Raw genomic sequence first — 14,206 nt, forward strand, 5'->3', positions numbered from 1 at the left:
TTAAAATCTGCCTGTGTATCCAAAATGAATCTTTGATTGATTGATTGCAAAATCCTGCGTATTGCTTCCGCCTAAAGCGTATACAAAATTGAAAAATCCTGATTGAGTTTCCAAACGAAAGCCTAAACCTGCCGCATATGGGAAATCCGTAGGACTGTTCTGCACTTGATTACTAAACCTGCCAACGTCGGCAAAAATCATAAAATATGAATAGCGATCAAAATAAAATCTCGGCTCTAAATTCAGATAGATGTAATCATTGACAAAGAAGAAGTTTTCGTTGAAGCCACGAAAAGACTGCAACCCTCCCAGTCGGAATAAATCATTCAAAAATAAATTGGGGTTTTCTACTGTCCCAAATGCAAGGCGTTGAAAAAAGGTGATCTTATTTCCAATGGGTAGAAAATGATTCAACTGTCCTTGCAACTCATACTGCAAGGTTCGAAGCTCTATTCCTTCATATACTTCTTGAGGTATAGCCGTATTTTGGATGATTTGCTTATTGCCAATTGTAAATGATACGTCAGTACTCCAACCTCTTCTTGGGTCAAAACGATCATCCACTTTAAAAAAACGATGCCCTAGTCCATAATTGGTAAACCTGAAATCCCCCACTTCCGGCAAACTTGTCAATTCTGATAAACCCGCAGTCGCCAACAGGTCACTTGCTTGACGATTACCAAAAAATCGAAGTTGACTTTCAGGATTGAGATTGACGGAAAAACCTAAGTTAAAAGTTCGGTTGAGGAATGTGGTATCTTCCTTTAATAAGGAAAACCCAATCGACAAATTTAGCTTGGAACCTAGCAAGTGAGACTCCTGAGCTCTCAACTCCAATAATTGGGAAAATTGATTGAAGCGTTGCCATTGCAAAGCAAAATCTCTTCCTCTTCCACCAATGTTGAATAGTTTGAGATCAAATTGTCCTGTCAATAACAATCTCCCCCCCTCCAATTCATTGGGTAATACACCAATAATTCCATCCAATGAATTTAGATTCCGATCCTGCAAAGGGAGGTATAAGGTTGCCTCAGAATTTTGAAAACTCAATTCAGGCGGTCCTGTCAATCGGGAATAAGGAATAGTCCGTAGGATAGCAATGGCTTGGTTTACCTTTTTTTGCGAAAAATTCTCTCCAACCTTGATATCTAGCAACTGATGCAAGTATGCAGGCTTCATTTTGGAATTGCCAATGACTTTGATGGTGTCAAAGGTAATCTTGGGACCCAAATCCATCCATAAGCGGGCGCTCAGTTCATTCCCATTTCGGAGCAAACTATCTAACTGCACACTTGCAAATGGAAAACCGGAATCTTCAGCCGCACTAAGGACTGTTAAGCGGAGCTCTTGAAATGCCTGCAAAGAAAATTTATCTTGAATAACAGGATCTGCTTTCTTTCCTAATACCAACGGAAACAACTGCTGAACAGGACTTACATCTAAAGAAACCCATTGAAACACTTCCCCTGTATGGATGAGAAGGTCTAGTGAATCTCCTCTGTATTTTTTGCTCGACTCAAAAGATAAATGCCCTCGATTATAGAGATCATTGAAGAAGTTCTGCACAAATAACTCCCGCTCCAATGAATCCTGGAAAATAGCACTTCCGCTTTTGGGAATTTCCCCCTTCACGTCATATACCAACAAAAAATCCCTTTGCGCCAGCAATTGCATGGACAACAGCAAGAAAAGCAGACTCAAACAGAAACTATTTTTTTTAAACACAATCTTGAATTTCAAGTACCTTTGAAGGGGATTTAAAATTAAGCAATTTGTCTGGCATATATATTCATATTCCTTTTTGTAAGCAAGCATGTCATTATTGTGACTTTCATTTCAGCACTAATCATCGCACGATGGAGGCCATGACAGAGGCCTTGATTGCAGAGATTGTACACAGAAAAGATGCTTTACAAAAAGATCCACTCATACGTACCATTTATTTTGGAGGTGGAACACCATCTTTATTGCCAACCAAAGCAATTGAGCAGATACTAAATACTATTCATAAGTATTACCCAGTTTCTTTGGAAGAATGTACCTTGGAAGCTAATCCTGATGATATTACCATTGAAAAATTACAAGAATTCAAAAGTTTGGGAGTAGATCGCTTAAGCATAGGAATCCAAAGTTTTCAGGAGCATGTATTGAAATTCTATAACCGTGCACACAGCGCTCAAGAATCTATGCTTGCGGTGAAAAAAAGTCAGGATGCTGGCTTTGAAAAACTATCGATTGATCTAATGTATGGCTTCCCGCATACGGACCACAGTATTTGGCAGCAGGACTTAGCTACCGCTTTGGAAATAAATCCTGGCCATATCAGCAGTTACTGTCTGACCATCGAACCAAAAACGGCATTGGCCAAATGGACCCAAACCGGAAAATTTGAGGAGGCAGATGAAGGCTTTATACAAGAGCAGATGCAACACTTGATAGAAACTACCGAAAAAGCAGGTTACGAACAATATGAGATCTCCAACTTTGCTATTCCGGGAAAAGAGGCCATCCATAACAGCAACTATTGGAAAGGCCATAGTTACCTTGGCATAGGTCCAAGCGCTCATTCTTTTGATGGAAGCAAGCGTTGGTCAACAGTTTCAAATAACAATAGTTATATCCGTTCTATTCAAGCAAGGGATTTTTCGGCGCAGGAAGAAACCTTGGAGCCTGTAGACATCCTCAATGAGTATGTGCTAACTTCTTTGCGTACCAGCTGGGGCACGGACTTGCAAAAAATCCAATCTGAATTTGGAATCAATTTATTAGAAGAAAAAAAACCCTTAGTCACTCAGCTTCAAGCAGAAGGAATGATTATTGTTGACACACAACATATCCGATTAAGCAAAAAAGGAAAATTTCTTGCCGACAGCATCGCGAGTGCCCTCTTTATAGACTACCTTTGAGATATGAGTTCAGATAAATACAGAGACTTTTCGACTAGAAAAAAAGAAGCAATGCCTCTCAGCACTGCTTTTGAAGATTTACTGCGCGCATACAAGATCAAAGACAGATTTGATGAACGTGCATTGATTCAGGCTTGGCCAGAAATCATGGGAAAAACCGTTGCAAGCCGGACCACTTCTGTTTTTATTAAAGACAAAAAACTTTTTGCCACCATAAGCTCTGGACCGGTCAAACAAGAACTTCGCATGAATCAAAGCAAGTTGATCCAACTAATTCAAGAGCGATTTGGTAAAGAGCTTATTGAGGAAGTGGTTATTCTTTAATTCCGGATCAATCCTGTGACCCAAACACTCTTCGCATCAAGGCAGTAGTTCGCTGCATAGGATCCTGTCGGATTTTTGCTTCCTCCTGAGCTACTAAAGTAAATAGCCCATTGATTGCCTGCTGGGTTACATAAGCATTCAAATCCGGATCAATTCTACGATTGACCAAAGGGATAGCATTATAGGTATTGGCGATATCCGTATAAAAACGGGTTGCCCCAACTTCATTCAAGGATTTTTGGATTTCAGGCTGAAATAATTCAACCAATTGAGCTTCGGTAGTTCTTCTCAAAAACTGAGTAGCCGCATCTTGCTGACCGCTCAACAAAGCAAATGCATCTTGAATGGTCAATTGGCGAATAGCGCTTGTAAAAATAGGAATTGCTTGTCTTGCCGCATTTTCAGCTCCACGATTGATAGACAACAAAGCTCTGTCAACTTCCGAACCAAGCCCAATCTGTCTGAGTGTATTTTCTACCCTTCTAGCATCTTCCGGAAGCATAATCCGGATCAGCTCATTACCCCAAAAACCATCCTGACGGGAAGCCATGGTAGCACCATTGGTGATCCCCTGCACTAATGCCTCTTTCAATCCTCCGGATACTTCCTGCTGGGTCAATGGTCCACCGCCTCCCATGCCTTGTAAAATTTTATTCAGGTCACTGGCATTGCATCCGACAAGGAACAAGCATAGAACTGCAATTTTGAATATGGTTAACTTTTTCATGCTACAAATTTATTCATCATTTTTGTACCAAAGCAATCAACGAAACCATTCAATTAAAGTTTAATCAGTATTATTGTAGCGATATATTCAAAAAATGATAAAACTGCCTAAAATACATACGGGAAAACTAAGCTTGATTAGTGCTGTATTGATATGGTTGGCGCTTTTATTTGTGGACATCACCAGAATTTTTGGAGAGCTCAACCAATTAGGTACCGGTATTAGTCCGGAATATTCCTACGCATTGGAAATTCTATTTTTCATCACGGTTTACATCTTCTATGATTATACCATCAATTCCAACAAGAATACAGAATTTTTGGAGTTGATCTGGAGAGCCGCCTCCACTGGTCTCTTAGCTTTAACTGTATCACTAATCATTCGGGGAATCTATTTTCTTTTAGGAGATGGAAAGTTAGCAGTGGACCCTTTACTTAGAAACTTCTTCTACCATGTAAATTTTGCGCTAATCACCATTTTTTTAATTTCTACATTAATCCTTTGGAGAAGATTGATTCTTTATCAAAAAACCAAAAGAATTGTACAGCAATGGCAGGCATTTGAGGTTATTTTACTCATGAGTATGTTTTTTGTGTTTTTAAACAACAACTCCCTTGACTACAGTTTCCTATTCGGCATGGTGTTCATGTTCATTTTTTCGATTTCCCTTTCAGTCAATTTGAAATGGATACCTTATCTCACATTCAAGGAAAAGTGGAAGTCTATTCTTTTCTTTTTTATCATTTTGATATGTACCATTTATCTGTTTTCGCAACTTTTATCATACAGCGATACTGAACTTGTTTTTGTTAATCTGACTGACAATCTGTTTTTGATCGCACTGTTTGGGTTTATATTTATATATTCGCTATTCAGCTTACTTGTCACCTTATTTAACCTTCCCACATCTTCTGTTTTTGAACAAAAATTAACAGAAGCCATTAATTTTCAACGCCTGAGTCAATCCATCAAGCCTGGACAAAGTGAAACCCAAGTGTTGGACATTTTGATAGATTCCTGCATGAGTGCGTCTTATGCTGATGCTGGTTGGATTGAAGTAATAGATGAAAACTTAGGACCACAGATTGTCCACCGAAGAAGTATCAAAGAATCCGACCGGGATAAAATTCAACTTCATATTGAAAGTATAGATCCGTTTACTGCTTTTAAATGGAATAACCCCAAGAACGAATACGAAATATATCAGGGAAGAATCTCCCAAGGGGGATATTTATCTGCCTTGATGCTTCCTTTGGTGACTAATAACCAAACCTTTGGAAGGATTTTCTTGCTAAAAGAGGTGAAAGAAGGTTTTAACAAGGAAATGCTCAATATCATCAGCACCTTTGTAGGACAGGCCTGTATTTCGGTAGAAAATCACCGGCTTTTAAATGAGGCCATCCAAAACGAGCGCTACAAAGAGGAATTAAAAATTGCCCAACGGGTACAGCGGAGCTTGCTGCCAGAAAAATTGCATCACGATGAATATTTCGAAATCTGTGGCTTTTCTGAGGCTGCGGATGAGGTTGGAGGAGATTACTACGAAACCCAACAGTTGGGAGAGCATGAATTTGCTGTGATCATTGGAGATGTATCAGGAAAAGGCACTTCTGCTGCATTTAACATGTCCCAAATGAAGGGGGTTTTCCAAAGTTTGGTTCAGCTACATCCAAGTCCCAGAGATTTTATGATCAAAGCCAACAAGGCTTTAAGTTTTTGCTTGGAGCGGCAATTATTTATAACTACTACATATCTCATCATCAATACGCTGAAAAAAACCATCAAATTCAGTCGGGCGGGTCACTGCCCTACCTTGTATTACGATGCTAAATTGAAGCGATGGGACTATTTAAGCATCGATGGGATGGGATTAGGTATCATCCGTACGGATATATATGAAGACTTTGTCCATGAAAAAACCATCAATTTCAATCCACATGACCTGATGGTTCTATACACAGATGGATTGGTAGAAGCCAGCAATGAAGAAAGAGAAGAATTTGGCTATGAACGGTTAAAAAAACTCGTAGAAAAGCACCATGATAAGCATCCGGAAGAAATTCAAAAGTTGATAATTGAAGGCGTTTTTGAGTTTATCGGAAAAAATCAAGGGCTAGACGATGACTATTCATTAATGGTTATAAAATTTCTTTAACTTAAATCAAATAATCACGTTAAATAGAGCATGTTAAAAATTGATATTCAAATAGAGCAGCAAATGCACCTGTTGATCCTTAAAGGAGAAATAGATGCAAGTAACTCGGTGGACTTGGATTCTGCTATTCAGTCCATCTTTGCACAAGAATGCTCCATTATATTGGTGGATGGCAGGGAGTTAGATTATATTTCTTCTGCCGGGCTTGGCGTATTCATGTCTTACCTTGACGATTTTCAAGAGAAAGGCATTCAAATTTTCATTTTTGGCCTAGCTCCAAAAGTATTGCAGGTGTTTGAAATATTAGGCTTAGATAAACTGATTAGCATCCGTCCCAATAAAGAGGATGCATTGGCACTGGTAGGATGAGTCAGAGTTTGAAGTTATATTGTGATACAGGTCAGTTGACCCTTCTAAGGCAGTTTTTAGAAGATTTTCTGATGTCTACAAGCTTGAACGAACTTGAGAGACATCAAGTATTGCTATCTGTGGAAGAGGTTACGGCTAACCTTATAATCCATTCTCATGCCTGCAATTCGAGTGAATTTATTCAGGTAAACGCCCTTCTTGAAGAAGATATCCTTAAAATAGAAATCCATGATCAAGGTGCGGGTTTCAACATTTTGGATTACGAAGAACCAGAAATTGATCAACTCATCACCACCAAGCGTAAAGGTGGATTGGGAATCATGTTGGTTAGAAAATTTATGGATAAAATTGAATTTGAAACCAATGGCAGAAAAAATACCTGCCGACTCTTTAAACTTGTGAATTCCAAATAATTGTTAATTCCAAGCGTAAATACGCTTCTTCTCCCCTAAGTATTGATATAAATTCGTAACATTGCATTCTATTCGCTGCATTGAATTCAATTATGAATAAACGGAATTTATTAATCGGAATACTCATTCTATTTTTTGGCTGTAGCCCTAAAACTGGTTTAATCCAGCCGGAAAATACAACGGTTGAAAGTATCCCCTTGCTTGTCATTGAAGGGGAGGAAATTCAATCTGATGAATTTTTATATCTCTTTTCCAAAAACAAACAGTTTGACAACAAAGAAGAACTCTTAACTCAAGAGGAATTTGATCAAAACTTGGAGCTATTTATCAATTACAAGTTAAAAGTCAAAGAAGCAGAGCGTCAGGGCTTGGATAAAAATGAGGAATTTGACCGGGAGTTTGAGATGTTCAAGCAAGATCTTATCAAACCTTACTTGATCAAAAACTCCTTACAGGAAGGTGAATTGCTCAAGGCATATAACCGTATGCAGGAAGTAATCAAGGCTAGTCATATTTTGCTTCAATTCCCCAGCAATGCCTCAAGGGAAGACTCAATCGCTGTATTTAAAATGGCCCAGAAATTGAAGTCTGAGGCTGATGCAGGTGCAAATTTCAATGAATTGGCCAAAGAATACTCTGATGATCCATCTGCACAAACCAATGATGGGAGCTTAGGATACTTTACTGCCATGCAAATGGTCTATCAGTTTGAAGATGCTGCATACAATTTAAAGATCAATGAAATCTCTGAGCCTGTATTGACAGACTTTGGATATCATATTATCAAATTGGAAGATAGAAAACCAAACCCAGGTGAAATTCGAGTTTCCCACATACTAGTACGTTCTCAGATAGGTGATCCCGTATCCGAAGAGAGGGCCTTAAGAAAAGTAGGAGAAATCTACAATGAATTACAAAAGCCGGAAAGTATTTGGGAACAAGTTTGTCAACAATTCTCAGAAGACGTTGGCACTAGGAATACGGGTGGAAGACTGCCTTGGATTAGCTTGGGCTCAGTGATTCCAGAATTTGAAGCAGTGGCATTTGCCTTACAAGAAGAAGGTGAAATTTCTCCACCAGTGAAGACTCCTTATGGGTATCATATCATTCGATTAGAAGAAAGGAAACCACTTGCTCCTTTTGAAGAAATGGAACCCATGATCAAATCCAGAATCATGAGAGATTCCCGATCTAGCTTAATTGGATCTCAAGTGGTAGCCATGCAGAAGTCTCGATATGGATTTGTAGAAAACGAGGAAGTTTTTGATCGAGTGATCGCATTTGCCAAGGACAAAAATATGAAGGAAGCGTTGGCGGCATTGGAAGGGGAAGAACTGGGTCAGCAAGAGCTCTTCCGTGTGAAGGACCAATCCTACTTGGTAAAGGACTTTTTGGTACATGTAAAAAACAAAGAAAATCAAGTGATTACAGGTAGGCCACAGACTGCCTTTGAAAGCCAGTTAAATGCTTATGTATCAGCTACCTTGGATAGAATCGAGGAGCAAGATTTGGAAGAAAACAACGAGGAGTATCGAATGCTTCTCAAGGAATATAGAGATGGTATTTTACTATTCTCCTTGATGAATGAGCAAGTTTGGCAAAAAGCTCTAGAAGACAGTGTAGGATTGGAGCGGTTCTTCCAACAAAATCAAGAGCGCTACTATTGGAATGAGCGTGTGAACGCAATTCTGGTAACCATGGCAAAAACTGAATCTATTCCTTCAGTAAGGAGATTCCTGAGCGACAAGGTATATAAAACAGACTTAACAGATCGTTTAGAAAATACCTTCTTACTCAATGACCCATTAATGTTCACCATGGAAGAAGGCTTATTCGAGTGGGCTAACCACCCTGTCTTGAAGGGAATCAATGTAGATAAGCCTTTCCATGAACTCAAACAAAATGGAAAAACCCAATTCGTCATTGTAAGCCCAAGAGTTCCTGCTGCTCCTAAGCTGCTCAGCGAGACTAGGGGAAAGGTAATCCAAGACTATCAAGAATACTTAGACAATATGCTGATTACCAATTTGAAGGAAAAATTTAACTTCAGCATTGATGAGAATGAAAAAAATAAGATCTACGAAAAAATCGCGTATAATTAGTTCAAGCTTCATTCTTAGCTTACTCTTGATTTCGTCCTGTGACTTCTTCAAAGTAAAATCTACTCAAAATGAAGAAGAAGACCGGATACTAGCAACAGTTGCCAATAACAGCTTATTACATTCTGATATAGAGTTTTTGCTCAATGCTCAACTATCAGAAGAGGATAGTGCTGCAACAGTCTCCCGATTTGTGCAATCATGGGTACGGCAACAATTGATGATAGCAGAAGCGTCCAAGGCCATCAACTTCAATACTCCCGAATTTAATCAGCGGATCAAAGAATATAGAGAATCATTAATGATCCATGAATTTGAAAAAAATTACATCAATACTCAGATTGATGAAGAAATAAAAGAACAGGAAATACTCGAGTACTATGAGTCCCATAAGGATAATTTCACCTTGAAGGAAACCATCGTACGGGGGAATTTCATTAAAATAGAAAAGAATAGCCCTCAAAAGAATGCATTTGAGCGGGCAATTCGCCAAAAAGAACAAGATCGATTGATGGAGCTTAGCTTAAAGTTTGCCAGCAATTACTACTTGGAAATTGATAATTGGATTCGCTTGAGTGAATTAACGGCTAATACTCCACTCAAAAATGAAGCCAATACCGCCCAACTCCTAAGGAGCGGCAGCTTTATCAAGGTTGATGGTGAAAATTATTCCTACTACTTTGACATTTTGGAATACAAATTGCAAAATCAAGTACCACCGCTAGAGTTTGTTAGGGAAGAAATAACTAAAATACTCTTGAACAAGCGGGTGAACATGTTGAGAGAACAATTGCATAGAGATATATTTACGCGCGCATTAGAAAATAAAGAATTCAGTATTTATGAATAAATTAAAATTAACCGTTGGTTGGCTATTTTTCATAGGGATCATTGGCTTGGCACATGCCCAAGAGCAAGAAGAGAAAAAAGAGACCCCAAGTACTCCTCCAACTGGACAGATTATTGACAAGATTGTAGCCAAAGTCAACAATTATATTTTGTTGGAGTCAGAGGTACAACAAGCATTTATTGAAGCTGTTGCTTCTCAAAGTCAGCAAGGTTTTGAGGCACCAACCCGTTGTGAGGTATTTGAATCTTTATTGATTAATAAGTTGATGGTTGCCAAAGCGGAACTAGATTCTGTCATGGTGTCGGATGCAGAGGTTATGTTTGAAGCAGATCAGCGATTCTCTATGATGATGCAGCAATTCGGTGGAGATGAAAATATCCTGATCGAAGCGTATGGAAAGACCGCTGATCAAATGAAAAGTGAAATCGAATCAGCTCTACGTGAACAGAAGGTCATTGGTAAAATGCAACAAAAAATCACAGCTGATTTGACAGTGTCTCCTGCGGAAGTTCGAAGGTTTTTCAATGCTATCCCTAGAGATTCCCTCCCTTTCTTCTCCGCCGAAGTAACGGTTGGTCAAATCGTACGTAAACCTGTTGTCAACGATAAAGCAAAAGAAGATGTGCGTAAGCGCATGATGAATTTCAAACGTATGATCGAAGATGGGTTAACAGATTTCCAGTCCTTGGCCCGTGAATATTCGGAAGATCCTATGTCTGCTATTCAAGGTGGAGAGCTAGGATTCTTTAGAAGAGGGGAATTGGCTCCCGAGTTTGAAGCTACGGCGCTTGGACTCAGACCTGGAGAAATCAGTGATCCAGTAGAAACCATGTTTGGTATTCACATGATTCAGCTATTGGAAAGAAGGGGGAATACGTATAATTCCCGCCACATTCTGATCAAACCTCAACCCAGTGAAGATGATATTTTAAAAGCAGAACGCTTTCTTGATAGTTTGAGAACAGAAATCATGGCTGGAAAAATAGAGTTTCCAAAAGCTGCTAAAGACCATTCCAATGATAGGGCAACTTCCGATAATGGAGGCTTCTTTGCAGACCCAATGACACAATCTAACCGATTAACGCTACGTACCCTAGAGGATCCTATTCTTTATTTTACCTTGGACACTATGAAAGTTGGGTCCATCACTAAGCCCATACGTTTTGAAGATGAGCGTGAAGGTCCACAAGTGCGTATCCTTTATTACAAGCAGCGATATCCAGCACACCGAGCCAATTTAACAGATGACTACGAAAAGTTAAAAGCTGCCACACGAAGGAAGAAAGAAGAGGAACTTTTGAGCAAATGGTTCTTATCTGCCAAAGAGGAGGTATTTATTGACATTGATCCATCTTATGATCGCTGTAATGCTTTACAAGATCGATAAATCGGTTTAGAAAACGCTCTGTATTAAAATCAAAATCAGCTTGAAATCAGTAGTTTCTGATTTCAAGCTATTCTGACACTCAAATTGGTTTTAGAAATATTTTTAGCTTTGCATGAAATCGAGTAAAAAAGCTAATGGTTATTTTTTTCAGCCAAAAAACATCTGTGTCAATCCGCAAAAATCACATTCTAAATGTGTGTCTAAAAACTTTCCTTATCTTCTGCGCCTTCCGCGAGCATAAAAAATCCCGCAAAAGCATCCGAATAACACTCTTGCGGGATATGGACTATAAATAATACGCTACATTAAAACAGAAACTTCACCCCTGCTAAGAAATTGGTTCCTGCCTGTGGATAAAAGAAGTTCTCTGTGACCAATTCTCTGCCACCCATCGCCTCGGCTGGTAAGAAATAGCTAAAGGTATACCCATTGGGCTCGTACAATCTATTGAAGATGTTATTCACCAAGACCGTGATTTCCATATTTTTTACAAACCGTGGTCTTAGGGCATAGTTAAATCTCAAATCGGAAGTCCAGAAAGCATTCAGAGAGCGTGCTTCATTTTGGGTGTTATCCAAAAACTGTCTGCCCACATACTTATTCATCAAAGACATTTCAAAACCCTTGAAAGGTCTATAATCCACAATTGCCGCCGCCACTACATTCGGAGAAAAAGCAATGTCTGTGTTCGTATGCACAATCATCTCCTGTCTAAATTCTGCTGTAGAAAAGTCGTCTATGTACTCAATAAATTCATCAATCTTATTTCTGCTCAAGGCCAAGTTAGCCGCCACTGTCAACTTGTCCGTCAACTTATATGCACCATCTAACTCAATACCCATGCGATAAGAGTTATCCACATTGTCACGGACATAGGCTCCTACATCATTCAACTGACCAGTCAACACCAATTGGTCGCGGTACTTCATGTAGTAGAAATTGGCATTGTATGTGAATTTCCCGGTCTGAACACGGTAACCAGCTTCGATATTCTGCAAGTTTTCGTGTCTTGGCGCTCTGTCAATAATCGGAGAGTCCGTAAAATCTCTTCTGACAGGTTCTCTATTGGCCACAGCATAGGACGCATACCATTGTTTTCCAGGACTAACCTGGTACGTAAACCCTACTTTTGGATTGAAGAAAGCAAAATTCACCTCGCCGGTCACATCTCTCAAATCATTATTAATCCCATCAAAGCTGTAATCAATCCATCTTCCCTGAAGGTCTCCAAATAAAAACAATTTATCAGTAGCCTGATACGTAGCCTTTCCATAGATATTGATGTCATCTTTGATAGCTACATTGTCATAATAGCGATCACGGATATTCACAGGTCCTGCAAACCGCATCCAGATAATCTCTCCAAAATGATCTCCTATATAACGGTTTGCACCCCCACCTAAGGTCATATCCCATCTCGCATCCTCTGTGACATAGTTTAAGGAAAATACTCCTCCGAAGAAATCATTGTCCAACCATCTTCTACGAATGATATCCATGCGAGAAATTGTTTCGCCACCAATCACCAAATTTGGCAATCCATACCTGCTTAAACGGTCATTTGCTCTAAACTGCTCAAAAAAACCACGACCATAGGTATAATGCAAAGCTGCGTTAGCTTTCAAACCCACTCCCAATTCACCTGTATAAATCAATTGATAATGCGATTGTTTGTAGTCGTCTACCTGATTATCGTAGGTATAAGGGTTGAAGGTACGGTTGGTACGCAAAAGATTTTCCGGAACGCCCTCCCAAGCCTGGTAAGTTACTTCTGCACCAGCAAAGACATTCATTTTCACCACATGCTTTTCACCGTAATATCCACCCGATAGAAAATAGGAACGCAAATCTGAAGAGGCACGGTCGATGTATCCATCAGAACTAATACGAGAAAGCCTTCCATCAAACGCCCAGCGATTATTGATCAATCCAGTTCCCACTTTGACCATATGCCTACGGGTATTGAATGAACCAAAGGAGTTATCCACTTCAGCATAAGCTTCATCCTGTCTTGTATCTGTCTGAATATTCAAACTCGCACCAAAAGTAGCAGCACCGTTGGTAGAGGTCCCAACCCCTCGCTGTATCTGAATGTTATCCACAGAAGAAGCAAAGTCGGGCATATTGACCCAAAATACCCCATGAGACTCCGCATCGTTTAAAGGAATCCCATTAACGGTTACGTTGATACGTGTTTGATCAGAACCACGAATTCGCAGCCCCGTGTAACCCACACCAGCACCGGCATCTGAGAAAGACACAACAGATGGAGTAAAGTTGAGTAGAATTGGGATATCTTGTCCAAGATTTAAGCGAGCGATATCTTCTTTACTGACTTTACTAAATGTGGTAGGTGTTTTTTCGCCAGCCCTAGTAGCAAAGACTATAAACTCCTCTGTTTGAATGGCACTTGGACTCAAGGTTATAGTAATTTCATCGCTAATAGGAACAGTGATTTCTTGCGTAACAGGTTCATAGCCCATAAAACTCACCCTTAGGGAATAATCCCCTGCAGGGATATTGCGGATATCAAATTTTCCTTGGAGATTGGTGGTAGATCCTCTACCCGTCCCTGTCAAAACCACGTTAGCACCTGGGAGTAGCTCCCCAGATAGATTTTGGACGACCCCTTTCACTGCAGATTGTGCAAGGGCAAAACTTGTGATGCTCAACAAGAGCAACAGCGAATAAATTTTTTTCATGATACTTATGCAACTTGTATTTTGGTTAAACATAGAAAAATCTAGGGGCGATTTTTCTTTCCGTTTGTTTACCCGATCTGAACACACGCAGACATGCGCGCACAACAATAGAACTAAGCTATTATTTTGTAATACGTGTATTCAGTTGTACTCATTTCCCTTCGCCGGCACTACCCGGATCAGGTATTGTGGGTATGATCTCAGCCCGTAATTTTAAGGCACCCCTCATGATCTGCGAGCAAAGCTAGATTGCCTACGGGTAAAAACCAAATAT

Annotated in this window: 11 protein-coding genes and 1 riboswitch; of the genes, 8 read left to right on the forward strand and 3 right to left on the reverse strand. The window is 39.6% G+C overall.

Translation table 11 applies throughout. The annotated features are described in order from the left end of the window. On the reverse strand, positions 1-1,701 hold the full coding sequence (locus ACXIUD_RS01060; RefSeq protein WP_458050791.1) for a hypothetical protein: 1,701 nt from the start codon (positions 1,699-1,701) through the stop codon (positions 1-3). 71 nt (positions 1,702-1,772) lie between these two features. On the opposite strand from ACXIUD_RS01060, the gene hemW reads away from it, so the two are divergent. Together hemW and ACXIUD_RS01070 are read left to right on the forward strand one after the other, a co-directional pair. Continuing rightward, positions 1,773-2,906 (forward strand): radical SAM family heme chaperone HemW, encoded by a 1,134-nt coding sequence (hemW, locus tag ACXIUD_RS01065; RefSeq protein WP_458050792.1) that lies wholly within the window; start codon positions 1,773-1,775, stop codon positions 2,904-2,906. A gap of 3 nt (positions 2,907-2,909) precedes the next feature. Continuing rightward, positions 2,910-3,230 (forward strand): DUF721 domain-containing protein, encoded by a 321-nt coding sequence (locus ACXIUD_RS01070; protein ID WP_458050793.1) that lies wholly within the window; start codon positions 2,910-2,912, stop codon positions 3,228-3,230. A 7-nt stretch (positions 3,231-3,237) separates the two neighbouring features. On the opposite strand, the gene ACXIUD_RS01075 is transcribed toward ACXIUD_RS01070, so the two are convergent. Then, positions 3,238-3,957 (reverse strand): DUF4197 domain-containing protein, encoded by a 720-nt coding sequence (locus ACXIUD_RS01075; RefSeq protein ID WP_458050794.1) that lies wholly within the window; start codon positions 3,955-3,957, stop codon positions 3,238-3,240. Positions 3,958-4,051: 94 nt separating this feature from the next. Between ACXIUD_RS01075 and ACXIUD_RS01080 the strand changes: the two genes are divergently transcribed. The 6 genes from ACXIUD_RS01080 (at position 4,052) to ACXIUD_RS01105 (ending at position 11,230) form a co-directional block, all read left to right on the forward strand. Then, positions 4,052-6,112, forward strand: a complete 2,061-nt coding sequence (locus ACXIUD_RS01080; protein WP_458050795.1) for a GAF domain-containing SpoIIE family protein phosphatase — start codon at positions 4,052-4,054, stop codon at positions 6,110-6,112. A gap of 30 nt (positions 6,113-6,142) precedes the next feature. Next, entirely contained in the window at positions 6,143-6,481 is a 339-nt protein-coding gene (locus tag ACXIUD_RS01085) for an STAS domain-containing protein (protein ID WP_458050796.1), read from the forward strand. 8 nt (positions 6,482-6,489) lie between these two features. Beyond that, on the forward strand, positions 6,490-6,894 hold the full coding sequence (locus ACXIUD_RS01090) for an ATP-binding protein (protein ID WP_458050797.1): 405 nt from the start codon (positions 6,490-6,492) through the stop codon (positions 6,892-6,894). 92 nt (positions 6,895-6,986) lie between these two features. Beyond that, positions 6,987-8,996, forward strand: a complete 2,010-nt coding sequence (locus ACXIUD_RS01095; protein ID WP_458050798.1) for a peptidylprolyl isomerase — start codon at positions 6,987-6,989, stop codon at positions 8,994-8,996. After that, the gene (locus ACXIUD_RS01100) at positions 8,956-9,843 is read left to right on the forward strand and encodes a peptidylprolyl isomerase (RefSeq protein WP_458050799.1); all 888 of its coding nucleotides are present in this window, start codon (positions 8,956-8,958) and stop codon (positions 9,841-9,843) included. The genes ACXIUD_RS01095 and ACXIUD_RS01100 overlap by 41 nt, the downstream gene beginning before the upstream one ends. Continuing rightward, positions 9,836-11,230, forward strand: coding sequence for a peptidylprolyl isomerase (locus ACXIUD_RS01105; RefSeq protein ID WP_458050800.1), 1,395 nt, complete (start codon positions 9,836-9,838; stop codon positions 11,228-11,230). The genes ACXIUD_RS01100 and ACXIUD_RS01105 overlap by 8 nt, the downstream gene beginning before the upstream one ends. A gap of 305 nt (positions 11,231-11,535) precedes the next feature. Here the strand turns inward: ACXIUD_RS01105 and ACXIUD_RS01110 are convergent, their stop codons facing one another. Further along, positions 11,536-13,932 carry a TonB-dependent receptor gene (locus ACXIUD_RS01110; RefSeq protein ID WP_458050801.1) on the reverse strand — a complete coding sequence of 799 codons (2,397 nt, stop codon included), beginning with the start codon at positions 13,930-13,932 and terminating at the stop codon, positions 11,536-11,538. 139 nt (positions 13,933-14,071) lie between these two features. Continuing rightward, positions 14,072-14,168: riboswitch (TPP riboswitch) on the reverse strand. Positions 14,169-14,206: the final 38 nt, after the last annotated feature.

This window comes from Mongoliitalea sp. (genome assembly GCF_054166905.1).